Annotated in this window: 22 protein-coding genes and 1 riboswitch; of the genes, 14 read left to right on the top strand and 8 right to left on the bottom strand. The window is 74.2% G+C overall.

The window, feature by feature from the left end; genetic code table 11:
• Window positions 1-8 precede the first annotated feature (8 nt).
• Window positions 9-1,133 carry a serine hydrolase domain-containing protein gene (locus ACH4PU_RS05735; protein WP_398266524.1) on the bottom strand — a complete coding sequence of 375 codons (1,125 nt, stop codon included), beginning with the start codon at window positions 1,131-1,133 and terminating at the stop codon, window positions 9-11.
• Between the two features lie 163 nt (window positions 1,134-1,296).
• Window positions 1,297-1,740: a nuclear transport factor 2 family protein gene (locus tag ACH4PU_RS05730; RefSeq protein WP_398266521.1), complete on the bottom strand. Its 444-nt coding sequence runs from the start codon at window positions 1,738-1,740 to the stop codon at window positions 1,297-1,299.
• Between the two features lie 108 nt (window positions 1,741-1,848).
• On the opposite strand from ACH4PU_RS05730, the gene ACH4PU_RS05725 reads away from it, so the two are divergent.
• The gene (locus ACH4PU_RS05725) at window positions 1,849-2,430 is read left to right on the top strand and encodes a TetR/AcrR family transcriptional regulator (RefSeq protein WP_398266973.1); all 582 of its coding nucleotides are present in this window, start codon (window positions 1,849-1,851) and stop codon (window positions 2,428-2,430) included.
• Window positions 2,431-2,455: 25 nt separating this feature from the next.
• Here the strand turns inward: ACH4PU_RS05725 and ACH4PU_RS05720 are convergent, their stop codons facing one another.
• Entirely contained in the window at window positions 2,456-4,075 is a 1,620-nt protein-coding gene (locus tag ACH4PU_RS05720) for a PLP-dependent aminotransferase family protein (protein ID WP_398266518.1), read from the bottom strand.
• Window positions 4,076-4,157: 82 nt separating this feature from the next.
• On the opposite strand from ACH4PU_RS05720, the gene ACH4PU_RS05715 reads away from it, so the two are divergent.
• Window positions 4,158-4,763: a LysE family translocator gene (locus tag ACH4PU_RS05715; RefSeq protein ID WP_398266515.1), complete on the top strand. Its 606-nt coding sequence runs from the start codon at window positions 4,158-4,160 to the stop codon at window positions 4,761-4,763.
• On the opposite strand, the gene ACH4PU_RS05710 is transcribed toward ACH4PU_RS05715, so the two are convergent.
• From ACH4PU_RS05710 to ACH4PU_RS05700, 3 genes are all read right to left on the bottom strand, one after another.
• The gene (locus ACH4PU_RS05710; RefSeq protein ID WP_398266512.1) at window positions 4,680-6,041 is read right to left on the bottom strand and encodes a DUF6777 domain-containing protein; all 1,362 of its coding nucleotides are present in this window, start codon (window positions 6,039-6,041) and stop codon (window positions 4,680-4,682) included. The genes ACH4PU_RS05715 and ACH4PU_RS05710 overlap by 84 nt on opposite strands.
• A 117-nt stretch (window positions 6,042-6,158) precedes the next feature.
• Window positions 6,159-7,964: a protein kinase gene (locus ACH4PU_RS05705; protein ID WP_398266509.1), complete on the bottom strand. Its 1,806-nt coding sequence runs from the start codon at window positions 7,962-7,964 to the stop codon at window positions 6,159-6,161.
• A 331-nt stretch (window positions 7,965-8,295) separates the two neighbouring features.
• Window positions 8,296-9,378 (bottom strand): alpha/beta hydrolase, encoded by a 1,083-nt coding sequence (locus ACH4PU_RS05700; RefSeq protein ID WP_398266970.1) that lies wholly within the window; start codon window positions 9,376-9,378, stop codon window positions 8,296-8,298.
• A gap of 335 nt (window positions 9,379-9,713) precedes the next feature.
• Between ACH4PU_RS05700 and ACH4PU_RS05695 the strand changes: the two genes are divergently transcribed.
• Both ACH4PU_RS05695 and ACH4PU_RS05690 read left to right on the top strand, forming a co-directional pair.
• Entirely contained in the window at window positions 9,714-10,604 is an 891-nt protein-coding gene (locus ACH4PU_RS05695; protein WP_398266504.1) for an alpha/beta fold hydrolase, read from the top strand.
• 141 nt (window positions 10,605-10,745) lie between these two features.
• A complete protein-coding gene (locus ACH4PU_RS05690; protein ID WP_398266501.1) occupies window positions 10,746-11,477 on the top strand; it encodes a 2OG-Fe dioxygenase family protein in 732 nt (243 codons plus the stop codon).
• A gap of 67 nt (window positions 11,478-11,544) precedes the next feature.
• Here ACH4PU_RS05690 and ACH4PU_RS05685 read toward each other — a convergent pair whose 3' ends face one another.
• A complete protein-coding gene (locus ACH4PU_RS05685; protein WP_398266498.1) occupies window positions 11,545-12,660 on the bottom strand; it encodes a carbohydrate-binding protein in 1,116 nt (371 codons plus the stop codon).
• Window positions 12,661-13,328: 668 nt separating this feature from the next.
• Between ACH4PU_RS05685 and ACH4PU_RS05680 the strand changes: the two genes are divergently transcribed.
• The 10 genes from ACH4PU_RS05680 to ACH4PU_RS05635 all read left to right on the top strand — a co-directional run bounded on the left by ACH4PU_RS05680 (window position 13,329) and on the right by ACH4PU_RS05635 (window position 24,935).
• Window positions 13,329-15,506 carry a hypothetical protein gene (locus tag ACH4PU_RS05680; RefSeq protein WP_398266495.1) on the top strand — a complete coding sequence of 726 codons (2,178 nt, stop codon included), beginning with the start codon at window positions 13,329-13,331 and terminating at the stop codon, window positions 15,504-15,506.
• Window positions 15,507-15,572: 66 nt separating this feature from the next.
• Complete coding sequence (pelF, locus tag ACH4PU_RS05675) at window positions 15,573-17,102, top strand: GT4 family glycosyltransferase PelF (RefSeq protein ID WP_398266492.1); 1,530 nt, start codon at window positions 15,573-15,575, stop codon at window positions 17,100-17,102.
• Window positions 17,099-18,538 carry a hypothetical protein gene (locus ACH4PU_RS05670; protein ID WP_398266489.1) on the top strand — a complete coding sequence of 480 codons (1,440 nt, stop codon included), beginning with the start codon at window positions 17,099-17,101 and terminating at the stop codon, window positions 18,536-18,538. The genes pelF and ACH4PU_RS05670 overlap by 4 nt, the downstream gene beginning before the upstream one ends.
• A 391-nt stretch (window positions 18,539-18,929) precedes the next feature.
• Window positions 18,930-19,976 carry an SDR family NAD(P)-dependent oxidoreductase gene (locus tag ACH4PU_RS05665; RefSeq protein ID WP_398266486.1) on the top strand — a complete coding sequence of 349 codons (1,047 nt, stop codon included), beginning with the start codon at window positions 18,930-18,932 and terminating at the stop codon, window positions 19,974-19,976.
• Window positions 19,977-20,107: 131 nt separating this feature from the next.
• Window positions 20,108-20,821, top strand: coding sequence for a sugar phosphate nucleotidyltransferase (locus tag ACH4PU_RS05660; protein WP_185940993.1), 714 nt, complete (start codon window positions 20,108-20,110; stop codon window positions 20,819-20,821).
• A 9-nt stretch (window positions 20,822-20,830) separates the two neighbouring features.
• On the top strand, window positions 20,831-21,736 hold the full coding sequence (locus ACH4PU_RS05655) for an NAD-dependent epimerase/dehydratase family protein (protein ID WP_398266483.1): 906 nt from the start codon (window positions 20,831-20,833) through the stop codon (window positions 21,734-21,736).
• The gene (locus ACH4PU_RS05650) at window positions 21,733-22,401 is read left to right on the top strand and encodes a spherulation-specific family 4 protein (RefSeq protein ID WP_398266480.1); all 669 of its coding nucleotides are present in this window, start codon (window positions 21,733-21,735) and stop codon (window positions 22,399-22,401) included. The genes ACH4PU_RS05655 and ACH4PU_RS05650 overlap by 4 nt, the downstream gene beginning before the upstream one ends.
• Window positions 22,371-23,453 carry an endo alpha-1,4 polygalactosaminidase gene (locus tag ACH4PU_RS05645; RefSeq protein ID WP_398266477.1) on the top strand — a complete coding sequence of 361 codons (1,083 nt, stop codon included), beginning with the start codon at window positions 22,371-22,373 and terminating at the stop codon, window positions 23,451-23,453. Before ACH4PU_RS05650 ends, ACH4PU_RS05645 begins: the two co-directional genes overlap by 31 nt.
• Before the next feature lie 180 nt (window positions 23,454-23,633).
• A riboswitch (cyclic di-AMP (ydaO/yuaA leader) is annotated at window positions 23,634-23,785 on the top strand.
• 6 nt (window positions 23,786-23,791) lie between these two features.
• A complete protein-coding gene (locus tag ACH4PU_RS05640; RefSeq protein WP_398266474.1) occupies window positions 23,792-24,265 on the top strand; it encodes a C40 family peptidase in 474 nt (157 codons plus the stop codon).
• Between the two features lie 154 nt (window positions 24,266-24,419).
• Window positions 24,420-24,935: a GNAT family N-acetyltransferase gene (locus ACH4PU_RS05635; RefSeq protein WP_398266471.1), complete on the top strand. Its 516-nt coding sequence runs from the start codon at window positions 24,420-24,422 to the stop codon at window positions 24,933-24,935.
• Here ACH4PU_RS05635 and ACH4PU_RS05630 read toward each other — a convergent pair.
• Window positions 24,917-25,321 carry a YchJ family protein gene (locus ACH4PU_RS05630; RefSeq protein WP_398266468.1) on the bottom strand — a complete coding sequence of 135 codons (405 nt, stop codon included), beginning with the start codon at window positions 25,319-25,321 and terminating at the stop codon, window positions 24,917-24,919. The genes ACH4PU_RS05635 and ACH4PU_RS05630 overlap by 19 nt on opposite strands.
• Window positions 25,322-25,405: the final 84 nt, after the last annotated feature.

Genomic DNA, 25,405 nt, shown 5'->3' with positions numbered 1-25,405 from the left:
CCCGCGTGTCAGCCGTACATCGCCAGCCGGTGGAACGCCGCCAGCGCGTCGTCGATCGGGTGGGGCCGCGGCCTGCCCGAGGCGTCGAACGCGCTCCACCGCTGGAGGTTGACCGCGACGGACACCTGCCGGCCGCCGTCGGCGCGGATCGCGGACAGCGCTCCGGCACCCCAGACCGTGCCACCGTGGCCCCAGAAGGTGTCCCGGCCGGGGGTCTCCAGCGGGTGCAGGCCGAGGCCGTAGGGGATCGTCCTGCCCTCCTGGGAGACGACCGGCACCGTGCGCCGCATCTCCGCCAGTGAGGACGGGGTGACGATCTCACCGGCGAGCAGCAGGCGGTAGAAGCGGTTGAGGTCCGCGACGGTCGATATCAGAGCGCCCGCCGGACCCACCCAGGACATGTCGTAGGCGCTGTAGTCGCGCGGCGGGTCGATCATGCCGAACCACGCCTCGTACATCCGCGGGTGCGGGCCCTGGATGTGCGGTTCCGTGGGGAGTTCGGTGTCCCGGAGCCCGGCGCGTTCGATGACGTCGCGGGTGACGCACCGCTCGGCCGTGGTGCCGGTGACGCGCTCCAGGAGGGCGCCGAGGAGCAGGTAGTTGGTGTTGGAGTAGAAGCCCGGAGTGCCGCCCGGGGCGCCGACGGGAGGGGCGGCGACGCCCATCCCGATCAGGTCGGCGGGGTCGAAGCGGGTGAACCGGTGGTCGTCCAGGCTCTCGGGGCCGGTGGCCGCGAGGTCGGGGAACGCCTTGAGGGACGGGTAGGCGTAGGGCAGGTACTCGGCCAGGCCGCCGGTGTGGTTGATCAGCATCCGGACCGTGATCGCCCGGCCGCGTTCCCCCGGGACCAGCTCCGGGAGGTACCGGCCGATCGGTGTGTCGAGGCCGATCGTCCCGCTCTCGACCTGTCGCAGGACGGCGGCGGCGGTGAAGGTCTTGGTGATGCTGCCGACGCGGTGCCGCATGTCGGCGGTGACGGGGCGGCCGGTGGTGACGTCGGCGACGCCCGTGGCGCCACGCCAGATCCGGTCGCCGTCGCGCACCTCGGCGAACAGGCCCGGGATTCCGGCGCGGTGGACGTTCTCCAGGGCGGCGTCGAGCGCCGTGGTGTCCAGCGGATTGCTCACGGTCATGCGTCCTTCCGTCGGCCGCGGGCCGGACTCCATGGCGGTCGCCCGGCCCGGGGAACAAGGCATGGGGGCGCGCCGGACAGTCGGTGACCGGTGGTCCGGCGCGCTCGTGCCGCCATTATGCACGCAGTGCGTGCATCGATGAGTGCATCGGGAGGGCCCGCGCTCAGACGCCCCGGTCGGAGGGCGGTGCGGCCAGGCGGCGTTCGTGCTGTCGGATGGGGACGTCGTTGACGCTCGCGAAGCGGCGCCGCATCAGACCGTCGGCGGCGAACTCCCAGTTCTCGTTGCCGTACGAGCGGTACCAGCGACCCGCCGCGTCGTGCCACTCGTACGCGAAGCGCACGGCGATCCGGTCGTCGGTGTACGCCCAGAGCTCCTTGCGGAGGCGGTAGTCGAGTTCGCGGCGCCACTTGTCGCGGAGGAAGGCGGTGATCTCGGCGCGGCCGGTGAGGAAGACGTCGCGGTCGCGCCACTCCGAGTCCTCGGTGTACGCGAGCGCGACCCGCTCCGGGTCGCGGCTGTTCCAGGCCGCCTCGGCGGCGCGCACCTTCTCCAGGGCGGTCTCGGCGGTGAACGGCGGCAGCGGGGGCCTCGGGGTTTCGGGCATGGCGGTCTCCTTGTGCGGCTGTTGGCTTCGGACCGGTGGAGAACGATCGTTCTCCGGGGTGTGCGGTAGCGTAGGAGAACGGTGGTTCTCGTGCAAGGGGAGAGGGTGGTGGAGTCCGTGGCGCAGGCGGGGCCGGAGCTGTCGGAGAGCCCGGAGGGCAAGGTGCTGGACGCGGCCGAGGAACTGTTCTACGGCCGTGGGCTGCAGGCGGTGGGCATGGACGCGATCCGGGCCGCGTCCGGGGTGTCGCTCAAGCGGCTGTACGGGCTCTTCCCCTCGAAGGACTCTCTCGTCGAGGCGTACCTGAGCCGCCGGGACGAGCGCTGGCGCGCCTCACTGGAGCGGTTCGCCGACGCGCGCCCGGCCGGGGCCGACCGGGTGCTGGCCGTCTTCGACTGGCTCCACACGTGGTTCGGGGAGCCGGACTTCCGGGGATGCGCCTTCGTCAACTCCTACGGGGAACTGGGCGCCACCCACCCCGGCGTCGCCGCCGCCGCGCGGCGGCACAAGGACGCCTTCCGGCGGTACCTGGCGGGGCTGGCCGCCGCCGCGGGCGGCTCCGAGGCGCTGGCCGACCAGCTCCTCCTCCTCGCGGAGGGCGCCATCACCACGGCGGCCCTCTCCGGGAGCGCCGAACCCGCGCTGCACGCGCGGGAGGCGGCGCGGGCCCTGATGGCCGACGGGAGTTGACGGAGCGTCAGGACGGGCGTGGCTCTCAGGACAGGTCGCGGATCACCTCCGCGATCGTCGCCACGCCCTCCGCGATGTCGGACGCGGGCGGCGCCGCGTACCCCAGCACCAGGCCGGGCCGCCGGGACCGGAGGCTGTGCCAGGACAGCGGCTGCACCTTCACGCCCCGCTCCAGGGCCGCCGCGGCCACGGCCGCGTCGTCCGGACCGCCGTCGAAGGTGACCATCAGGTGCAGGCCGGCGGCGGCGCCGTGCACCACCGCGCCCGGCAGCCGGGCGCCGATCGCCTCGATCATCGCGTCCCGCCGCCTCCGGTGCCGCCGCCGCAACTGCCGCAGGTGGCGCTCCATTTCCCCCGACTCCAGCAGCCGGGCCAGCACCAGCTGCGGCAGCGCCGCGTTGCCCAGGTCCGTGAACCGCTTCGCGTCCACCAGCGCCTCCCGGTACCGCGCGGGCGCGAGCAGCCAGCCCACGCGCAGCGCGGGGGCGAACAGCTTCGAGATGCTGCCCATGTAGCAGACGCCGTCCGTGAGCATCGACCGCAGCGCCGCCACCGGAGGCCGGTCGTAGCGGTGTTCCGCGTCGTAGTCGTCCTCGAGGACCAGACCGCCGTCCGCGACCCAGTCCATCAACGCCCGCCGCCGGGCGCCCCCGAGGACCACCCCGGTCGGGAACTGGTGCGCGGGGGTGAGCAGGACGGCCCGCGCGCCGGTGGCCCGCAGCGCGTCGACGCGGACGCCCTCGGCGTCCACCGGCACCGGCGGCGTCGCCGCGCCCCAGTACGCGAAGTGCTGCCGGGCGCCCAGCGAACCCGGGTCCTCCACCGCCACCTCGCCGATCCCCGCCCGGACCAGCACCTGGGCCACCAGCCCCATCGCCTGGGCGACCCCGCCGACGACGATCACCTCGTCCGGGTCCGCCACGATCCCCCGCGTCCGGGCGAGCCAGCGGACCAGGGCCAGCCGCAGCTCCGGCGTCCCGCGCGGGTCGCCGTAGCCGAACGCCGAGGAGGTGAGGGAACCGAGGACGGCGCGCTCGGTGCCCAGCCAGGCCGCCCGCGGGAACGCCGTGAGGTCGGGCAGCCCGGGCGACAGGTCGATCCGGGCGGGAGCGGCCCGCAGCGCGTCGAACGCGTCCGCGCCGGGGGCCGTGAACAGCCCGTCGGGCCCGGCCGGACGGGCGGACAGTGCCGGTGCCGGGGCCGGCGCCCGGCCGGACGGCGGGCGCGCCACGGCCGGCGCCGCGACCACGAACGTGCCGTGCCGGCCGCGCCCGGCCGCGTGCCCGTCCTCCGTCAGCCGGCGGTACGCCTCGATCACCACCCCGCGCGACAGCCGCAGTTCACCGGCCAGCAGCCGGCTGGGCGGCAGCCGGCTGCCCACCGGCAGCCGCCCGTCGGCGATCGCCTCCCGGAGCCGCCGGGTCAGCCAGTCGGCCAGCCCGCCCGGCGGCGCGTCGCCGACGTCGAGCTGGAGGAAGTCCGAACCGGAGGCACCCGGCTCCGCATCGGAGGCATCCGGCTCCGGACCGGAGACATTCGGCTCCGCATCGCGGGCATCCCCTTCCGGACGGGAGGAACTCGGCCACGAGCCGGGGGCGCCCGGCGCTATGGACCCTTTGGCAGCACGCTCATTGGACCTGTCCATCGGGCCATTGTGACGGCAGGGTCGGAGATGAGAAGACGCCGGGGTGGACAGGACCCGGCACGCGCGTCCCGGACGGAGCACCTTGAGCATCGAATTCCTGCTGACCTCACTGATCGTCGTGGCCACCCCCGGCACCGGCGTGCTCTACACCATGGCCGCCGGCCTCTCGCGCGGCGCCCGGGCGAGCCTCGTCGCCGCGATCGGCTGCACGCTCGGCACGCTGCCGCACATGGCGGCGGCCGTCACCGGCCTGGCCGCCCTGCTGCACACCAGCGCCCTGGCCTTCCAGGTCCTCAAGTACGCCGGTGTCGCCTACCTGTTGTTCATGGCCTGGGCGACGCTCCGCGACAAGGGGTCGCTCGCCGCCGACGAGGACGCCGCGCCCCGGTCCGCGGCGCGGACGATCCTCGACGGTGTGCTGATCAACATCCTCAACCCCAAGCTGACCCTCTTCTTCTTCGCCTTCCTCCCGCAGTTCGTGAGCGAGGACGAGCCGCACGTCCTGCTGCGCATGGTCGAGCTGAGCGCCGTCTTCATCCTCCTCACCTTCCTGGTGTTCGTCGCCTACGGGCGGTTCGCGGCGGCCTTCCGGGACCGCGTGGTCTCAAGTCCCCGTGCCACGCTGTGGGTTCGCCGCGCCTTCGCGGGCGGTTTCGCGGCGCTGGGGATCGGGCTGGCGTTCCTCTGACGGCGCCCGCGGCGCGGAGTACCCGCCGCCCGAGGAGGGCGGTTCGGCCGGCCGGGCCGCCGGTGGCGACACCGTCCGCGGCGGCCGCGGCGGCGTGGCCATCAGCGGCGCCGAGGGCTTGACCGCGGACTCGTGCGAAGCCGTCGTCGGGGCCGCGTGGGTGGGCGGGGCGACCGTGGGACGTTTCGACGGCGGGTGGGGAGCCGTCGGGACGTGCGGTGGGGAGGGGACGTGCGGCGTCGACGGCGGGCGGGACGAGGCGGCGTGGGGGGAGGAGCCGCTCGGCGCGGAGTCGTGGGCGGACGGGGACGGCCGGTCGGAGGGCGGGTGGGGGGAAGTACCCGAGGGAGCGCCCGAGGAGGCCGACGAACCGGACGCGTCGGAAGACGGGCCCGAAGGCGCGCCGGAGCCGTCCGGCGAGGGCGAGCCCGTACCCGTACCGGGGGTTCCCGGGGTGCCGGGGGTGTGGGACGGCGTCGGCGGCCGGGCCGTCGGCGCCGAGTCGTGCGAGCCGTCGTCGCCGACCTCGCGGTGGAACATCCGGTCCTTCCGCTCGGTGTCGACCAGCGGGATCGCCTTCAGCGGGCCCTTCTCGACGGGCCGCGGCAGGATGACCGTGACCGTCGCCACCGCGAAGCCCTCCCAGCGCCGCCCGTCGAACGCCGCGTCGCGCACGTTCACCGAGGAGTCCGGCTCCCCCAGCGGGTTGCCGCAGTTGCACTTGACCGCCGGCTTCGCGTAGGCGTCGACGAGCACGGCCACGCCGGCCTGCAGCACGGCCGGATAGGCCCGCGCCCGGCCCTCGCCGTCGTAGTCGTGGTTGGTGACGAGCGTGTCGTGCATCAGGACCGCCGGCGTCAGGCCGTCGACGTGCGCCGGGATCTCCGGCTCCGCGATGCCCCGGGCCTCGGCCCACGCCTTCGCCTTGACCGGGTCCCCCGCCAGGTCCTTGAGCAACTGGGCCTTGTCGCAACGGGAGATCTGCCGGGTGCCGCCGAAGGCGCCCGGCGCGTCGCCGATCGCCGTACCTCCGCCGTCCGTCGAACTGACGCCCTGGACGTCGCTGTGCGGGTCGGAGACGAACGGCGCGTCACCGGTCTGCCCGACCGCCTCCAGGGCGATCGTCTTCTTCCGGTCGCCGCCGCCGGACCCGTCCGACGAACACGCCGCCAGGGCCGGGCCGATGGCGAGGACGGGGACCGTCAGCACGGCGACGGTCCGGAGCCGCCGTCGTTTCCGCCTGTTCGCCGTGTCGATGGGGACGGGTATCAGCCACATGTGCGCACCCCCGATTGCCGGTTCTTGCACTGCCGATGACTGCCGGTGGACTTCTCGCGGGCGAACCGGTGGGCGGACCGGGACGCCGATGGCGCTGTGTGGTCGGCTTGCTGACGGTCAGTAAGGGCGGCAGGTCGTCACCCAGCTGCCGGGCGGACAGGTCGTCGTGGGGCCGGGCGTGGATTCCGCCGGGCCGCCGGAGCGGCTGTCGTCGGTCGGCGCGGGCGCCGACGAACGGTCGCCGTTCGTCTCGGCGGGGGGCTCCGGCTGCCGCACCGGCGCCGAGGACGGGGTCGACGTCCCGCCCGAAGGGCTCGTCCCCGGGCCCTTGCCGTCGTGGAGGAACAGGACGGCCGAGACGCCGCCGCCCGCGATGAGCAGGGCCAGCAGGGGAGCGGCCAGCCTGCGCGCGGACCACCGGCCACCGCGGGCCGGCCCCGCTCCGCCACCGCCGGCGACGAGCCCCGGCGTCCCCGCCGACCGCAGCATGGCCGGGAAGCCGGGGGTGGGGACAGGGCCGTAGGGGGCGTACGGGGTGGGGGGCGTCCCGGTGCCGGGGGCGGGGGCGGGAGTGTAGGGGCGGACGTCGGGCGAGGTGGGGATGTACGTCGGGAGGTGCCCGGACGGGGTGCCGGGGTCGCGGTACGGGGGCGCGGGCGGGTTGCCGTCCGGCGTGCGGGGGGTGACGGGCGCGCTCCGGTCCCCGGACGCTCCCGGGCCCGCGGGTGTTCCGCGGCTCGCGGAGGCGGAGGGCGGCGCCGTGGCCGCCCCGGCGGGTGCCCCGGATCCGGCCGGTGCCCCCGGCCCGGTGCTCCAGGGCTCCGTCGCCGTGCCGGTGCCCGGCCGCGGCCGGGGCGCCCCCGGACCCGTCCCCGTCTCCGTACGCGTCCCCGTACGCGGATCGGCGGCCGCCCGCGCCCCCGGCCGTTCCTCCGTGGTCCCGTCCGGGTCCCGCTCTCCCGGGGCTGCGGAAGCGGAGCCCGTGCCCCCGCCGGTGCCGTGCTCGTCGCGTTCGCCGGGGCCGCCGCCCGACCGTCCCGGATCCGGGAAGGCGGCCCCCGCACCCGTCCCCGCCCGTCCGCCCGCCGCCGGCGCGACCGCCGCCGCGTCCAGCAGTCGCTGCGCCTCCACCGAACCCATGCGCGCGCTCGGGTCCTTGCGGAGCAGGCCGAGCAGGAGCGGCGCGAGCGGGCCGGCGCGGCGGGGCGCGGGCGGGTCCTCGTGCACGACGGCCTGGAGCGTGCCCAGCGCCGAGGCGCGGCGGAACGGCGACATCCCCTCGACGGCCGCGTACAGCGTGGCGCCCAGCGACCACAGGTCCGAGGGGGTACCGGGGTGCTTGCCGAGCGCCCGCTCGGGGGCCAGGTAGTCGGGCGAACCGATGACGTCACCGGTGCGGGTGAGGGTGCCCGTGCCCTCGACGAGGGCGATGCCGAAGTCGGTCAGCACCACCCGGCCGTCGTCCTGGAGCAGGACGTTGGCGGGCTTGACGTCGCGGTGCAGGACGCCGGCGGCGTGCGCGCTGCGAAGCGCCAGGAGCACCGCGGACCCCACGCGTGCCGCCTCCTTGGGCGAGAGGAGGCCGTCGGCCTCCAGGACGTCGGCGAGCGACCGGCCGCGGACCAGTTCCATGACGATCCACGGGCGGCCGTGCTCCTCGACCACGTCGTGCACGGTGATCACGTAGGGGTGGCTGATCCGGGCCGCGGCCCGGGCCTCCTGGACCAGCCGGGCGTGCAGCACCCGGACGTCGGCCTCGCGCAGGTGCTCGGGGGCCCGGACCTCCTTGACGGCCACTTCGCGGCCCAGCACCTCGTCGTAGGCGCGCCACACCACGCCCATGCCGCCGCTGCCGAGCCTGCCCAGCAGCCGGTACCGCCCGGCCAGCAGGGGAAACCGCTCGTCGCCGCCGTTGGCGTCCATGCCGTCCCGCCCCCTCCCCCGTGGGGGCCCGGGCCGCTCCGGGCACCCGCGCAATCGGGCCACACCGGCTGGGACGCGACGGCGTGCCGTTCCGTTCCCGGGGGGAGGGGTTTCGGTGCCCCGGTCCCTCCCTTTCACCGTTTCTTGCAGGGGGAGCCCCCCGCACCCCCTGAAACCGCGCTCCGCGCGGTTGTCCTCAATCGCCGGACGGGCTGGAGTGGGCGCCCTACTCAGCCCGTCCGGCGATTGAGGACGAGCGGCGCAGCCGCGACAAGGGTCTGGGGCGCAGCCCCAGGAAGCGGCGAAGGGGCGGGGCCGGGGCACCCCCCGGTCAGCGCGGGTCGGCGAGCTGCCGGTCGAGCCAGCGGAGCACCTCGGGGTACTCCTCGCGCCACGTCTGGAAGTTGTGGCCGCCCTCGTCGCGGACCAGCTTGTCGACCTTCGTCGGCCACTTGGCCTTCTCGGCGAAGTGCGTGGCCTGCGTGAGGTACTTCTCCTCGCCCTTCTTGCTGACGCCGACCAGCAGCGACACCGGCGGCGCGGGCAGGTGGGTCAGGCGCCAGACCAGGTCGGCCTCGTTCTTCAGCTGCTTGCTGCCGGCGTAGAGGTCGCCGGTCTCGCGGTCCTGGCGGGCGAAGAAGTCGGCGGAGAGGCCGGCGCCGGCGCCGTAGCGGGCCGGGTTGGTCATGGCCATCTTCAACGCGCAGTAGCCGCCGGTGGAGTTGCCGACGGCGCCCCAGCCGCCGCGCGAGTTGTCGGCCCGGTACTTGTCGTTGACGGCGATCGGCAGGTCCTGGTTGAAGAAGGTCATCGCCTGCGGGCCGCCCGGGACGTCGGTGCAGTTGGTGTCGCGGTCGGCGACGACCGACGGGCGGACCATCAGGACGATCGTCGGCCGCATCTTGCGCTCCTTGACGAGCTTGGACGCGGCCTGGGGGACCTTGATCTGGGTGATCAGGTTTCTGGAGACGCCGGGCTGGCCGGTGACCGCGACGATCACCGGGAAGCGGTCCTTCTCGTGGCCCTTCTGGAAGTACTGCGGCGGCAGGTACGCGTACCCGTCCATGCTCAGGCCGGTGACCGGCCCGTGGATCGATATCCGGTCCACCTGCCCGCCCTTCTCGCGCGGGCCGAGCCCCACCGACTCCTGGCCCTTCACCACGAGCGCGGGCGCCCGCTTCTCGCCCTCCTTGCCGGGCTGGAGCTCCTGGTGGCTGGAGTTCTGCCCGAACAGCTCCTTCCAGGTGGAGTAGAAGCCGAACTCGTTGTTGGCGGCGACGAGCAGCACGGCGAGGACGCTCACCTGGGAGACGACGAGCATGCCCAGGCGCGAGGCCCAGGACAGCACCCCCTTGCGGGCGGCGCGCGGCCACAGCCACAGAACCAGGGCGCACACCGCGACCGCGATGAACACCAAGAGCAACAGTAGATTCTGGGACGTGAGACCCACGGTGGTAACTCCTCCTGGAGGGTGCTTTCACCTGAGAGAGAGGGAGGGCGACCGGGGGCGGTTCCGCATATACGCCGCGATCTCATGTTATAGCGGTCACTGACGGCACGCACATCCGCTCACGGCCGCCGCGGGGAAGGCGCCGAAGTCGGCGCCCGGGGAGATTACCACGCGGTAAGGGCTTACCAATAAGTGGGTACTTGTGCGCAAAAGGCCCGGGCCGGAGGCTGGGAACCACTCCGGCGGAATAGCCGGAGGAACGCATCGGCCCGGCAATCAGGCAATGAGGTAATTCCCGTATGAAGCGCAACAGCGTTGTCGTCAACGATGTCGAGATTTCTTTTGCGGAGGAGGGTGAAGGCCCCCTCGCGCTGCTCCTCCACGGATTCCCCGAGTCCGGGGAGGCCACGTACCGCCATGTCATACCGGCCCTCGCGGCCGCCGGCTATCGCGCCGTCGCGCCGAACATCCGGGGGTTCGCCCCCTCGGCCCTGCCCGCGGACGGCAGCATGCACCTCGCCGACCTGGTCGCGGACGCCAACGCGCTGCACGAAGCGCTGGGCGGTGGCCGGGACGCGGTCGTCATCGGCCACGACTGGGGCGCGGCCACGGCGTGGGCGGTGGCCCACACCGCACCGGAGCGCTGGTCCCGCGTGGTGGCGAGTGACGTCCCGCCGCTCGCCTTCTTCGGCGAATACGCGAACACCTACGAGGGCATCGAGCGGCTGAACCACTTCTGGTTCTTCCAGATGGACATGGCGGACGAGGTCCTCGCCGCCGACGACATGGTGTGGGTGCGCCAGGTCATGCAGGAGAAGTGGACCGCGGACTCTTACGACGCCACGGCGGATTTCGAGGCCGTCCGCAAGGCGCTCGGCGAGCCGGCCCGGCTGCGCGCAGCCATCGACCTCTACCGCGTGAACTTCGCGCCGAAGGAGATGGGAACCCCGGAATGGGCCGCCCGGCACGCCGCCCTCTGGGGTGAGGTCCCGGTCCAGCCGACCCTGTACCTCCACGGCACCGAGGACAAGAGCGTCGTCCTGGACGAGGCCGGGCTGGCGAGGATCGGGGCCTCGCTGTCGAAGGGGTCGGAGGCGGCCTTCATCGTGGGTGCGGGGCATCTGGTGCCCGCCGAGAAGCCGGCCGAGTACACGGAGCGTGTCCTCGCCTTCCTGGCCAAGGAGGTCTGAGGCGACACTGTGTGGCTAGTGTGTCAAGTGTGACGCACGTGACGGAAGTTGTCGGACGCTGCCCTTCGGCCCCGCTCCTGCGTAGGCTCGGTCACCGGTATCCGGCCCACACGAAGGCTCACGGAAGGCTGAGGCAGACCGATGACCCCTGCGTCCCTGCGCGTCTCCGAGCATCCCGGGACGGACGGCGGGCAACTTCCGCCGCCGTTCGCCCACTTCTCCGCCGACCTGCTGGCGGGCGCCCTCGCGGCCCTGCCGCCGGCGGCGGTGACCCTGTTCACCGAGTCCTGGAACGACCTGCCCGCCGACGCCCACCTGGGCGCCGGCACCCCGTACCGCTTCCGCCGGTACAGCAGGTTCCGGATCCTTCCGGACGGCCTGGAGCGGCTGCCGCACACGGCCTTCTTCCAGGACGCGGCCGTGAACCGGGTGAACGGCGGCGTGGACCGCATGTTCGCCCCGCTGTCGGACGGCGTGGCCGCGGGGGCCGCGCTGGCCACGGTCGTCCGCACGCTCCGGGAGCGGCTGCCCGGGCCGCGCGACGGGATGGACGCCTGCGGGGTGCACCAGATACGCGTCGTCGCCACGACGGACGCCGAGGGGCACCCCGCCCCGGAGGGCGTCCACCAGGACGGGCACTGTTACGTCGCCCAGGTGCTGATCCGGCGCGAGAACGTGGAGGGGGCCGACTCGCGCCTCTACGGCCTGGACCGGGTGCCCGTCCACGAGGCGCTGCTGACCACGCCGTTCGAGACCATCGTCCTCGACGACCGCCGGGTCTTCCATGGCGTCACGCCCATCCGTCCGGCCGCGGGGGCCGGACGGGGCGTGCGGGACATGCTGCTGGTCGACTACTTCCCCTTCGAGGGCTGATTCCCGTCCGGGGGCCGATCGCCCCTCCGGGGCCGCGTCACCGCATCTCCACCACCCGGGGGCCGCGTCACTGCCGGACGGTCCAGTGGTCGTCGGCCCCCGCGCGGAGGAACCTCAGCCCCGGGCAGAGGAAGTCCCGGCCGTCGGGCGCGGGGTCGGTCCAGGGGGAGTCCGCCGGGCTCGCGGGGTTCCAGGCGCCGTCGCGGCGGAGCTTGATCGCGGAGCTGTCGAAGACGGTGTTCCGGGCCTCGGTGCAGTACCAGCCCACGCCGGTGGCGGGGTTGACGCTCGCGTAGATCTCGAACATGTCCCAGCCGTGGTCGAGCCCGCTCTGATCCTTCCCGGACTGGCGGTAGAGCAGCTCCCAGTTCGCCGTACGGTGGTTGTACAGGTAGGCGCCCCAGGTGTTGCCCGAGCCGCCCTCGCGCACCAACTGGACGCTGTAGGCGGCCGGGGCGCCGCCGCCGGGGGTGTACTTCGCGAGGAACGCCGCGTCGACGGGCAGCGTCTTGGCGGGGCCGCCCGCCCCGCACCAGTCCCAGGCCCACAGTTCGGGGCCGCTCTGCCAGTAGGCCGTGACCACTTCCATGCACGAGTTCTGCGCCTTGGTGGTGGGCGCGTAGGTGAAGTTCTCGGAGTCCCGGACGTGGTACGCGGGGTCGACGGTGTGGGTGGCCGTGATGCCGTCGTGGGTGCCGGGCTGCGGGAAGACACCCCACCAGTCGTGGGTGAGGTCGGCGTCCGGGCGCGCCGGCCGGTGGAACCGGTCCGGCCCGCCCTCGCGGGCGGCGGCGCGGCGGCCCTCGGCGAAGGCGCGGACGGCCCGGTCGCGGGCGGGGGAGCGGTCGGGCGTACGGGCTCCGGTCACCCGGCCGCGGTGGGGCGCGGCGGGGTCGGGGGCGTGGGCGGTCGTGGTGCCGATGGGGCGGGCGGTGTCGCGAGCGGGGTTCATGCCGGACGCGGCGGCGGCGCCGGGCCGTGCGTCGGACGCCGTGGCGGTGCCCGCGAGCCGGGCGCCGGGTTCCGCGGCGGCACCGCTGTGCTCGGCACTGCCGTGTCCGGCACTGCTCTGCGCGGCACTGCCCTGTGCGGTGCCCGTCGTCAGCGCGGCGGACGCGAGGAGGAGGGCCGCCGCGAGGAGCGTGCGGCAGCCGGTGGCGAGGGGGTGGGGGTGTCTGCGCATGGGATGCCTTCCGGTGGGGTTGGTCCATGCCAAGCAGGCGTAATGTCCATGACAACCATCCCGGCGTCAAGGGCCGCAGCGGCCCCTGCGGATCCGGGCGGCCGCAGGCGCCCCTCCGGTGTCGGACGGCCGGGTTCCGGTGCGGTACCGCGCGAGGCCGAACACATGCGGCAATTCCGACAGTTGTCATCAGGCCGATCTCGCGGCACACGCAGCCTCGCCGACGGTGTGGACTGATGTTCGGGGGACGCGGGTCCGGAACGCGGGCTTCGCGGCGTCGCGGCAGGTCATCCCGGAGGGCCGGGCGGACGAGCGGAAGGCGGCCGTCCCGTCCCGGGCCCGCCGCGCTACGGCGGATTCCGGCCAGGCACAGGTAAACGCCGGTGGCCTCCTGCGCCGTGCGACATACGCCGCGTTCCGGCATGGCGCACTATATGGCTGGGCGATCGAGGGGCGGTTGAGCCTCCCGATGGTCCCCCGCTCCCACGCCCTCGACCAAGGGCGCCGGGGAGACCAGTACGGCCGGCGTGGGGAGCCGGCCGAGCGCGACCGAACAGCCGGGGGTTCGACCACCCGTGCGCGCCGGGGCCCGGCCACCCCGCGCGGACATCTTCACCAAGAGGACGGCGCCGCCGACCATCGCCGTCCCAGCAGGGGGGAGTTGCACCATGTCACGTACCACACGTCTGCTCGCGGCCTGGGCCGCCGCGACACTGACGGCGCTGGCGCTGCCCGCCGCCGGCGCCCACGCCGACGATCCGGCGCCCCGCGTCGACCTGCGGGTCCTGCTCGTCGACGACGGCGGCCCCGCCGTCGAGGCGATAGCCGCCGAACTCGCCACCGCGGGAACGCCGTACACCAAGGTCGACCTCAAGGACGCCGGCCGGCCGAAGATCGACGCGGCCTACCTCAGCGACACCGTGGACGGCAGACCGCGCGCCAAGTTCCAGGGCGTCGTCCTGCCCAACGACAACCCGTTCGGCGACGGTTCGCCGGAGATGGCCGCCCTGGCCGGTTACGAGAAACGATTCGGCGTCCGCCAGGTGGACGCCTACACCTACGCCCGTCCCGCCGTCGGCCTCAACGCCGCCCAGGAGCACGGCTGGAGCGGCCCCCTGGACGGCAAGACCGCGACGGTCACCGCCGAGGGCGCCGGCGGACCCTTCGGCTACCTGAAGAAGAACGTCCCCTTCGAGGACAACGCTCCCGACGTCAACGAGAGTTACGGCTACCTCTCCACCCCGCTGGAGAAGCAGGACGACGGCGCCACCTTCACCACCTACGTCGACGCGCCCATTCCCGGCACCTCCTCGCGCGGCTCGCTGATCGGCCAGTACGCCCACGACGGCCGCAGCGAACTCGTCGTCACCTTCGTCGCCAACCAGTACCAGACGCAGTTCCGGCTGGTCTCCCGCGGCATCGTCGAATGGCTCACCCAGGGCGTCCACCTCGGCGCCTCGCGGAACTACCTCGGCGTCCACGTCGACGACCTGTTCGCCTCCGACGACCGCTGGGACAGCAAGCGCAAGTGCACCCCCGGCGACGTCGACTGCCCCGGCAACCCGTCCCCCGACGCCCCGCCGATCCGGATGACGGCCGCCGACGCCACGTACGCCAAGGAGTGGTCGAAGAGCCACAACCTGCCGCTGGACTTCGCCTTCAACGGCGTCGGCAGCGAGGAGTACCGGTCCTCCCACGACGGCGCCCCCGACCCCCTCCTCGACCGCTTCGTCGCCGACCAGCAGTCCTTCCGCTGGCTCAACCACACCTACACCCACGCCTTCCTCGGCTGCGTGCAGAACACCGCCGTCGTCCCCTGGAAGTGCTCCACCGACCTCCTCGGCCGCATCCGCTGGGTCGACGGCCAGAAGGTCACCCAGGAGATCGCCCAGAACCTGGCCTGGGCCGCCGCACGGGGACTGAAGGTCGACCCCGACGAGCTCGTCACCGGCGAGCACTCCGGCCTGCGCACCCTGCCGCAGCAGAAGGACGACAACCCCAACCTGGCCGCCGCCCTGACCGTCACCGGCGTCAAGTGGCTGGCCAGCGACAGCTCACGGGAACCGCAGCAGCGCCAGGCCGGCCCCGCGCTGACCGTCTCGCGCTACCCGATGAACGTCTACTACAACGTGGGCAAGGCCGCCGAGCAGACCGACGAGTACAACTGGCTCTACACGAAGAAGGCCGACGGCGGCAGCGGCATCTGCGAGAACTCCACCGTCACCACCTGCCTGAAGGCCCCGCTCGACACCAAGACCGGCTTCGCCTCCTACATCGCGCCCCTGGAGGCCCGGATCGCCCTCGGGCACGTCCTCTCCAACGACCCGCGCCCGCACTTCATGCACCAGTCCAACCTCGCCGAGGAGCGGATCGGCTACCAGGTCCTGGAGAAGGTCCTCGCCGACCACGCCGCCCTCTTCGCCGACAACACCCCGCTGGTCAGCCTCCGCATGAGCGACATCGGCAACGAGATGCGCAAGCGCGCCGCCTGGTCCGCCGCCGTGGACGCCGGCAAGGTCACCGCCTACCGCATCGGCGGCCAGATCACCGTCAGCGCGCCCGCCGGGGTCGAGGCCACCCTCACCCTGCCCACCGGCACCACCCAGGTGAAGAACGGGACGTCGGCGCCGTTCGGCGACGCCTACGCCGGGCAGCGCTCCGGCTGGGCCACCCCGGCGGCCGGCCAGAGCGCGGCCGTCTTCACCCTGCCCGCCGCCGGTGCCCCGGCCGCACCGCACGCCACCGGCAAGGCCGCCCGCGTCCAGGCGCCCGCCCCCGCCCTGCCCGTACCGCCGGGCGCCGGCCACCGGGTCCCGTACGGCACCGGTGACGGCCCCCGGCGCTGAGCACCGCCGTACCTCCGTGCGCACCTCCTCACGCCACACCGTCTCTCGCGGAGAAACCGAATACCCATGCACGGACCCCTTGCCGCACCCGCGGCCGACGTCCCCTCGGTGACGCTGCTCACCGAGGGGACCTACCCCCACAGCCATGGCGGGGTCAGCGTCTGGTGCGACCAGCTGGTGCAGGGCATGCCCGACATCCCCTTCCGGATCATCGCCGTCACGGGCACCGGGCGGGAAGGGCTCGCCTGGCAGCTCCCCGCCAACGTCCGGCGGGTGGACGCCCTCCCGCTGTGGGGCACCACGCCCGCCGGGCGGGCACCCCGCGGCCGGGCGCTGCGCACCTTCCTCGCCGGCTACGAGCGCTTCCTGCTCTCCCTCCTCGACCCGGCGCACGAGGACGACTTCGCCCCCGCCTTCCACCGGCTCGCCGACCACGCCGCCGCCGGCACCCTGCCGGCCCTCCTCCAGGGCGAGGACGCCGTCCGCGCCCTCGTCCGCGTCTGGAACCGGCCCGCGCTGCCCACCGCCGCCGCCCGGCCCACCCTCCACGACGCCCTCACCGCCACCGACCTGCTGGAACACGCGCTGCGCCCGCTGGCCGCCGACGTCCCCGCCGACGGCATCACGCACGCCGTCAGCGGCGGCCTCGCGGCCGTCCCCGGCCTGATCGCCCACCACCGCCACGGCACCCCCTTCCTCCTCACCGAGCACGGCATCTACCTGCGCGAGCGCTACCTCGGATTCCGTACCGAGCCCTACCGCTGGCCCGTCAAGGCGCTGATGCTGGGCCTGTTCCGGCAGCTCGCCGTCGAGTCCTACCGGTGCGCCGCCCTCGTCACCCCCGGCAACCGCTACAACCGCCGCTGGGAGGAGCACGGCGGCACCCCGCCCGACCGCATCCGGACCGTCTACAACGGCGTGGACCCCGCCGCGTTCCCGCCCGCCGGGCCGGAACCGGAGGTGCCGACCCTCAGCTGGGCCGGGCGCGTCGACCCCATCAAGGGCCTCGACACCCTCATCCGCGCCTTCGCCCTCGTCAAACAGCGCGTCCCCGCCGCCCGGCTGCGGCTCTTCGGCGGCACCCCGCGCGGCGGCGAGGGCTACCGGACCGCCTGCGAGAAGCTGGCGGCCGAACTCGGGGTGGGGGACTCCGTCACCTTCGAGGGGCGCGTCGAGGACATCCGCGACGCCTACGCGGCCGGCAACGTCGTGATGCTCTCCAGCATCAGCGAGGGCTTCCCGTTCACCCTCATCGAGGCCATGTCCTGCGGCCGGGCCACGGTCTCGACGGACGTGGGCGGCGTACGGGAGGCCGTCGGCGACAGCGGGCTCGTCGTCCCGCCGCGCGACCCGGAGAGCATGGCCGAGGCCGCCCTCACCCTGCTCGGCGACCGCGACCTGCGGGCGCGCATGGGGGAGTCGGCACGGCTGCGGGTCATCGAGCAGTTCACCCTCCGGCAGACCATCAACGCCTTCCGCGAGATCTACCACGACCTCGACGCCTCCCGGCGGCGCTCGGTCTTCTTCGCCCCGGCCGTCCCCTTCGGGCAGCCCACCCTGGCCGCCATGGCCCTGGCCGCCGGCGGTGTCCGATGAGCGGCCCGCTGCGGCTCGTACCGCCCGACCCCGAGACCGTCCCCGACCTCACCGCCGTCCCCCGGCCCCGGCCGGGGAACGGCCCCGACCCGATCGGCGAGCTCGCCCGCGACCTGCACGACGTCTGCGCCGCCGCCGTCCACCCCGACGAGATCGCCGCCGTCCTGGAGGCCGACGGCCTGACCAGCGAACAGATCGCCGGACGCTACGGCCGGCGCGACGCCTTCGAGCTGGCCGCCGACCTGTTCGCCCGCGTCCCCCGCGCCCACCCCGAACCTCCGCCCGCCCCCGACCCCTGGCAGGTCAAGCCCGCCCTGGTCCTGCTCCGCTCCCTCGTCTTCACCCTCCCCGGCTTCGGGTACGCGCTCGGGGCGCCGCTGCTCACCGGCGGCCGGGGCGCCGGCGGGCTGCCCGACGGCACCGCCGGGCTGGTCGCCGCCGCGCTGACCGCCTGGGCGTGGAATCAGGCCCTCGCCCACCGCGCCTACCTCCGGCTCGCCGCCGGCGGCCGGGCCGCAGCCGGCCGCTGCCTCCGCACCGGCGCCCCGCTCGGCGCGCTCCTCGCCACCGCGGCGGCCCTCGCCTTCCACGGGCCCCCAGGAGCCGCCTCGTTCGCCGTCGGTCAGGCGCTCTACCTGTGCGCCGCCACCGTCCTGCTCGTCCTGGGCCGCGAACGCCTCCTGCTGTACACGCTGTTGCCCGTCGCCGCCGGGGGAGCGGCCGTCCTCGTCGCCGAACCGCCCCGCGCCCTGGCCTTCGGCCTGCTGCTCGCCACCCTGGCCGGGGTCACCGGCACCGCGGCGTACCAGAACGTCCTCGCCGTACGGGAGGAGGGCACGCCACCGCCCGGCCTCCCCCCGCTCGCCTCCGCCCCCTACGGGCTCTTCGGGCTCGGCTGCGGCGTCCTCACCGGCGTCGCCGCGCTCGGGGACGTGCTGCGCCACGGCAGTCACGCCGACCCCGCGGGCCCCGCCGTCATCGCCCTCACCCTCAGCATGGGAGCCGCCGAATGGCTGCTCTACCGGTTCCGCAGCCGGGCCCTGAAAGTCCTCGCCCGCGCCACCACGCTCCGCGGCCTGCCGGCCGGCGTCGCCCGGGTCCTCGGCCTGTGTCTCGCCGCCTACCTCGCGGCCCTCGCGGTGCTGGTCCTCGCCGCCGACGCCGTCTGGCCCGGCGGCCCGCCACCGACGCCGCTGCGCACGTCGGCCCTGCTGGCCCTCGGCGCGGTGCTCTGGACCGGACTGCTGCTCCAGGCGTACGGCATCGCCTGGGCCCCGGCCCTGCTCTGCCTCGCGGCCGGCGCGGCGGAGGCCGCCGCCCTGGCGGCCCGGCTCCCGTCGCCGGCCGCCGTCCAACTCGTCGTCTGCGCCTGTACGTCGGCCGCCCTGGCGGCCACGGCGATCGGGCGGCTCGGACGGGTCACGGCGCACCGCTGAGGCCATCCGGGCGGAGACGCCCGGTCCGGGGCGGCGAGGGCGGCCCGGCTCCGCCGGCCGAGCGCGCCCGGGGCCATGGGCCGAGCGCGCCCGGCGCCGGAACGCCCGCCGGCCGGCGGGGCGGTACGGGCACCGGCCCGACGCGCGTCGGCCCGCCGACCGCGCCCCGCTTCACCGAGTACCGGTGGTCCTGGGGCCCCGGGTCCCGGAGCCCGGCCGTTCCGGGTACCACAGGACCGCACAGCGCCGCAGCGCGCGTCGGCCCACCGCGCACCGTGCCACCGCACCTCGTCCCCCCGCACGTCCGAGCACGTCCCCGAACCACGTCCGCCCGCTACCACGACCCCGCCCGCCCCACCCACCGCGGCAACCCACCGAAGGAGCACTCCGCATGACCCCGCAGTCCCCGTCCCCCACCGCATCCACAACCGGCTCCGCGACCGCGGCCGGTCGCGTCGCCGTCACCGGCGCCGAAGGCTTCATCGGCTCGCACCTGGTCGAGGCGCTCGTCGCCGACGGCCACCGGGTGCGGGCGATGGTGCAGTACAACTCCTTCTCGTCCTACGGCTGGCTGGAGGTGCTGCCCGCCGAGGTGCTCGACTCCGTCGAGATCGTCCTCGGCGACGTCCGCGACCCCGGTTCCGTCCAGGACCTGGTCAAGGGCGCGGACACCGTCTACCACCTGGCCGCGCTGATCGCGATCCCGTACTCGTACCGCGCCCCGCACAGCTACGTGGAGACGAACGTCACCGGCACCCTCAACGTGCTGGAGGCCGTCCGTCACTTGGAGATCGGCCGCCTGGTCCATACCTCCACCAGCGAGACCTACGGCACCGCGCAGACCGTGCCGATCACCGAGGACCACCCGATCAACACCCAGTCCCCCTACGCCGCTTCGAAGGCGGGCGGCGACCGGCTCGCCGACAGCTACCACGCCAGCTTCGAGCTGCCCGTCGTCACCCTGCGGCCCTTCAACACCTTCGGCCCGCGCCAGTCCATGCGTGCCGTGATCCCCACGGTGATCGGGCAGGTCGCGGCGGGGGAGCGGACCATCACCCTGGGCGACCTGCGTCCCACCCGGGACTTCAGCTTCGTCAAGGACACGGTGGCCGCCTTCCGCGCCGTCGGCACCGCGCCCGCCGAGCGTGTCGTCGGCCGTACCTTCAACTCCGGTACCGGACAGGAGATCTCGGTCGGCGACCTGGTCGGCCTGATCGGCAAGATCATGGGCACCGACCTCGACGTCCGCGAGGACACCGCCCGCGTCCGGCCCGCCGCCTCCGAGGTCATGCGCCTCGTCTGCGACGCCTCCCGGCTGCGGGCCGCCACCGGCTGGGCGCCCGCGCACAGCCTGGAGGACGGCCTCGCCGCCACCGTGGAGTTCTTCCGCGACCCGGCCAACCTGGCCCGCTACAAGACCGGCATCTACAACGTGTGACCGCACCACGCACGACCGCGCCACGCACGACCGCACACCGTGCGACCGCTTCCCCCGGTCCACGCCCGCGAGCTCGATCCGTTCGGTCCGTCCCCGTACGCCAGTCACCTCACCCGAGAGGAACGGCACCCATGCACGCAGTGATCCTGGCCGGAGGCAAGGGCATCCGGCTGCGCCCCTACACCACCGCCCTGCCCAAGCCCCTCGTCCCCATCGGCGACCAGCACGCCATCCTGGAGATCGTGATGCGGCAGCTGGCCGGCGCCGGCTTCACCAGCTGCACCCTGGCCATCGGCCACCTCGGGCACATCATCCGCGCCTACGTCGGCGACGGTTCCCAGTGGGGCCTGCGCGTCGACTACACCACCGAGGAGAGCCCGCTGGGCACCATGGGCCCGCTGCTCACCATGGCGGACCGGCTGCCCGAGCACTTCCTGGTGATGAACGGCGACGTCCTCACCGACCTCGACTTCGCCGACGTCCTGCGCGACCACCGCGCCTCCGGCGCCCCGCTCACCATCGCCACCTACGCCCGCAAGGTCAGCATCGACTTCGGCGTGCTGACCACCGAGTCCGGCCGCGTCACCGGGTTCTCCGAGAAGCCCAGCATCGACTACCGCGTCTCGATGGGCGTTTACGGAGTCACCCGCGACGCCCTGGCCCGCTACACGCCCGGCCTGCCGCTCGGCTTCGACGAGCTGGTCCTCGACCTGCTCGCCGCCGGGACACCGCCGAACGCCTACGAGTTCGACGGCTACTGGCTGGACATCGGGCGCCCCGACGACTACGACCGGGCCAACGCGGAGTTCTCCCACCGCCGCGACCTGCTGATCAAAGGAGCGTGAACGACCCGCATGCGGATCCTCGTCCTGGGCGCGACCGGCTTCCTGGGCCGGCACGCCGCCGAGCGGCTGCGCGCCCTCCCCGGCGCGCGGGTGCTCGACGGCGGCCGGTCGCCGGGCGCCGCCCTCCCCTGCGACCTGGCCGGCGCCGACCCCGCCGACCTGGCCGTCGCCCTGCGCGGCGCGGCCCCCGACGCCGTCGTCAACTGCGCAGGGGTCACCGGCGGCGGCGCCACCGCCCTGACCGCCGTCAACGCGCGCGGCCCGGCGGTGCTGTGCGAGGCGCTGCGGCTGGCCGCGCCCGCCGCCCGGCTGGTGCACCTCGGGTCGGCCGCCGAGTACGGGGCGGGGGGCGGCGCCCGTTCGCTCACCGAGTCCGCCCCCACCGCCCCACTGGGCCTCTACGGCGCCGCCAAGCTGGCGGGCACGCTGGCGGTCACCGGCTCGGGGCTGGACGCGCTCGTGCTGCGGGTGTTCAACCCGCTGGGCCCCGGCTCGCCGCCCACGTCGCTGCCCGGCCGGCTCGCCGAGGGGATCCGGGAGGCCGGCCCCGACGGGATCGTCCGCACCGGGGACCTCTCCGCGCACCGCGACTTCGTCGACGCGCGGGACGTGGCCCGGGCGGTCGTGCTCGCCGTCACCGCCCCCGAGCCGGTCACCGGCGTGCTCAACATCGGCAGCGGGACGGCGCACACGGCCCGGGAGGTCGCCGAGGGGCTGGCGCGGGCCGCCGGCTTCCGGGGGCGCGTCGACGAGACCGGCGACGGCTCGCCGCGCTCGGCGGCGCTGCCCTGGCAGCAGGCCGACGTCACGGCCGCCGAACGGGCGCTCGGCTGGCGGCCGGAGTACGCGTTCGACACCACCCTCGCCGACCTGTGGGCCGACGCCCGGCTCCGGCCGGCGCGGGCGCCACGGTGACGGCGCCGCCCGGGGACCGGCGGCTGCTCGTACCGCTGTACGTCCACCCGGCGGTGGACCCCGGCGCGTGGGCGGCCCTGCTGCGGGCCGCCCCCGCGCTGCGCGGCGTGGTGCTCAACGCCGCCGACGGCCCGGGGCGCCGGCCCGACCCGGCCTTCCGCACCGCCGCCGGCCGGCTCCGGGACGCGGGGGTCCCGGTGCTGGGGTACGTGGACACCGGCTACGGGCGCCGGCCGCCGCGCGCGGTACTGGCGGACGTCCGCAGGCACCGCGGCTGGTACGGCGTCGACGGGGTATTCCTCGACCAGGTGCCCACGGCCCCCGAGTTCCTCGCCCGTTACCGCCGACTCGCCGCGTGCGCGCGGGCGTTGGGGGGACGTACGGTCGTGTTCAACCACGGGACGCACCCGGACCCCGGGTACGCGCGGATCGCCGATCTGCTCGTGACCTTCGAGGGCGACTGGGAGGCGTACCGGACGGCCGGGGTCCCGGACTGGACCAAGGGCCATCTCCCCTCGCTCTTCTGCCACTTGGTCTACGGTGTGCCCCAGGAGCGGGCCGGTCATGTGTCCCGCACGGCCGGACTGCGCGGCGCGGGAGTGCACTGCGCGGTGCCGGGAACAGGAGAGAACCCATGGCAGACCGCACCACCGACGAGCGCCTGAAATCCGCACGTCTGACATCCACCCGTCTGGGAGCCGCACGCCCGGAACCGGGCGGCCCCCGGCGCCGCGGGGCCCGCCGGGCCCTGGGCGCCGGGGCGTTGACGGCCGCGGCCCTGCTCGTCGCCGCCGGCTGCTCGGGGTCGGGCTCGGAGGACGAGGACCAGGCCGACGGGCCCGAGCGGGACGGCAGGCCCAGCGCGTCGGCGCAACCCCGGCCCGGCCACCGGGACACGGCGCCCGGGAAACCCCGGCGCGGCACGAGCCCGGCGCCGTCCCGGGACACCCCGTCCGCCGGCCCGTCCACACCGGAATCCGCCGCCCCGTCGTCGGGGAAGCCCGCCGACCGGGCGGCGCGCTGGCAGCCGCGCCCCGGCACCCGCTGGCAGTGGCAGCTCGACGGGAAGGTCGACACCTCGGTGGACGTCCCCGTCTACGACATCGACGGCTTCGAGAACGACGCGGCGACCGTGGAACGGCTGCACGCCGACGGCCGCAAGGTCGTCTGCTACGTCAACGTGGGCGCGTACGAGGACTGGCGGCCCGACGCGAAGAAGTTCCCGGAGGCGGTGCTCGGCGCGGACAACGACGGCTGGAAGGGCGAGAAGTGGCTGGACATCCGGCGGCTCGACGTCCTCGAACCGATCATGGCGGAACGTTTCGACATGTGCCGGAAGAAGGGCTTCGACGCCGTCGAACCGGACCTGACCGAGGGGTTCCGGAACGAGACGGGCTTCCCCCTCACCGCCGCCCACCAATTGGCGTTCAACCGCCTGATCGCACGGCTCGCCCATGACCGCGGAATGTCCGTCGGTCTCAAGAACGACCTCGACCAGATCCCGGACCTCGTCGGCGACTTCGACTTCGCCGTGAACGAACAGTGCGCCGAGTTCCGCGAATGCGACAAACTGTCGCCCTTCGTGAAGCGCGGCAAGGCGGTGTTCCACGTCGAATACAAGCTGGATCCGGGGGAGTTCTGCGGTCGGACCAAGGATCTGGGGCTCAGTTCCATGCAGAAGAAACTCGGTCTCAATTCCTGGCGTCGTCCCTGCTGAGAAGGGGTCAAGCCGCCGGAATGAAACCTTCCGGCCGGCGTGAAGAACCTCACAGACGGCCGTTTCGGCACCGGATTTCGCCGGTGGATGGTGCAGGATCATGCACCGAACAACCAAGAACCCGTCACAGAGGCGGGCCACCCGGGCGGACGCCGAGTCCTGCCGCCGCTCCGGGTGCGGACCGGATACACGCGGATCGGCAGGAGCGGGAGACCCAGGCACGACGGACCACGATGGCGGTGGTCCTAGGGGTGAAGCCACATGGTGGCCGGGCAACTTTGTCAGCCCGAACCCGACAGGTCATCTTTCGCAGGCGGATGACGAAGGGCTTACTCGGCATGTCTGCGCTGCCTCGCATACCCGCGCTCATCTCCCGGGCCGGAACCGCATCGGCCCTCACCGCCGCCACTGTCGCGGCGTCCGTCCTGCTCCCCGGCATGGCCGGGGACGCCCAGGCGGCCACCCCGGGCTCCCAGGCCGTCAAGGTCGCGGCGTCCAAGAGCGGCTCCCCGTACCAGTGGGGCGCCACCGGCCCCAACCGCTTCGACTGCTCGGGCCTGACGCTCTACTCGTTCAAGAAGGCCGGCAAGAAGCTCCCCCGCGTCGCCGCCGACCAGTACAACGCCACGCGGCACATCTCGCGCGGCTCCCGCTCCGTCGGCGACCTGGTGTTCTTCCACTCCGGCAGCAACGTCTACCACGTGGGCATCTACGCGGGTGGAAACAAGATCTGGCACGCTCCCGGCACCGGCAAGAAGGTCCGCCTGGAGAAGATCTGGTCCAACAGCGTCTGGTACGGCCGCGTGCGCTGACGTCTGACACCTGATGTCTCATTCGGGCCGGCGCCTCATCGGCGGCGCCGGCCCGTCTCCTTCAGGTGAGAGCCGCCCGGAGGGACGACGTCCCGGTGCGGGGACGGCGAAAAACCGATGCGGGCCCGTGTCGGCGGGTGATAGCCGTCGGGCCATGGACGACCTTGTGACAGCCCGGCTCATCCTGCACCGCCTCACCGTCGCCGAGGCGGAGAACATCGCCGCCGAGGACCCGGAGCTGCTGCCGCACTGGGTACCCGGGTATCCGGAGGACGACGACGTGAAGGCCGCGCGGCGGTTCCTGACGGCGGAACGGGAGGGGCCCGGGCGGCATCCGGGAGCCTACGAGATACGGCGCCGGGAGGACGGGCGCGTGGTCGGCGGGCTGGACTTCCACGGGCCCGCCGACGAGGACGGGGCCGTGACCGTCGGCTACGGGCTGCTGCCCGCCGAGCGCGGGAAGGGGTACGCCTCCGAAGCGCTCCGCGCCGCCCTGGCGTCGGCGCGGACGCGGGGCGTCCGGCGGGTGAAGGGCGACGCCGACCACGACAACGTCCCGTCCCACCGCGTCATGACGGCGGCGGGGATGCGGCTCGCGGGGGAAGACGAGCGGGTGAGGTTCTACGAGACCGACTGGGAGCCGGAGCGTCTTCAGGCGGCGTCCACGTAGACCCAGGCGCCGTTCTCCCGGACGAAGCGGCTCAGCTCGTGCTGCGCGTCCTCCTGTCCCCGCACCACGCAGTGGGCGCGGAACTCCACCGTGCCCTCCTGGTGGAACGCGGTGCCCGCCGAGGTCGCCAGGATCTCCAGGCCCGTCCAGCGGACCTTCGGGTCGAGGTCGAGGGACGGCGGGCGGGTGGCGGAGTGCCAGGTGCGGAGGAGGTACGCGGCGTCGCCCACGACGAAGGCGCTGTAGCGGGAGCGCATGAGGCGTTCGGCGGTGGGGGCTTGCTTCGCGCCTTCGTGGAAGGCGCCGCAGCAGTCGCCGTAGGCGGCGGGGAGGCCGCAGGGGCAGGGGGTGGTGGGGGTGATGGTGTTTCGGGGCACGTGATGCATTGTGCCCCGGCGGGGAGGGTGCCCCGGTCCCGCCCCTTCCCGTTTCTTGCGGGGGCCAGCCCCCGCGCCCGCGGAGCCGCGACA

It is taken from the genome of Streptomyces sp. NPDC021100 (assembly GCF_044333095.1).
In the GTDB taxonomy this organism is placed as follows: domain Bacteria; phylum Actinomycetota; class Actinomycetes; order Streptomycetales; family Streptomycetaceae; genus Streptomyces.
Note: the sequence above shows the minus strand (reverse complement) of the source record. Positions and strands in the feature narration are given on the sequence as shown.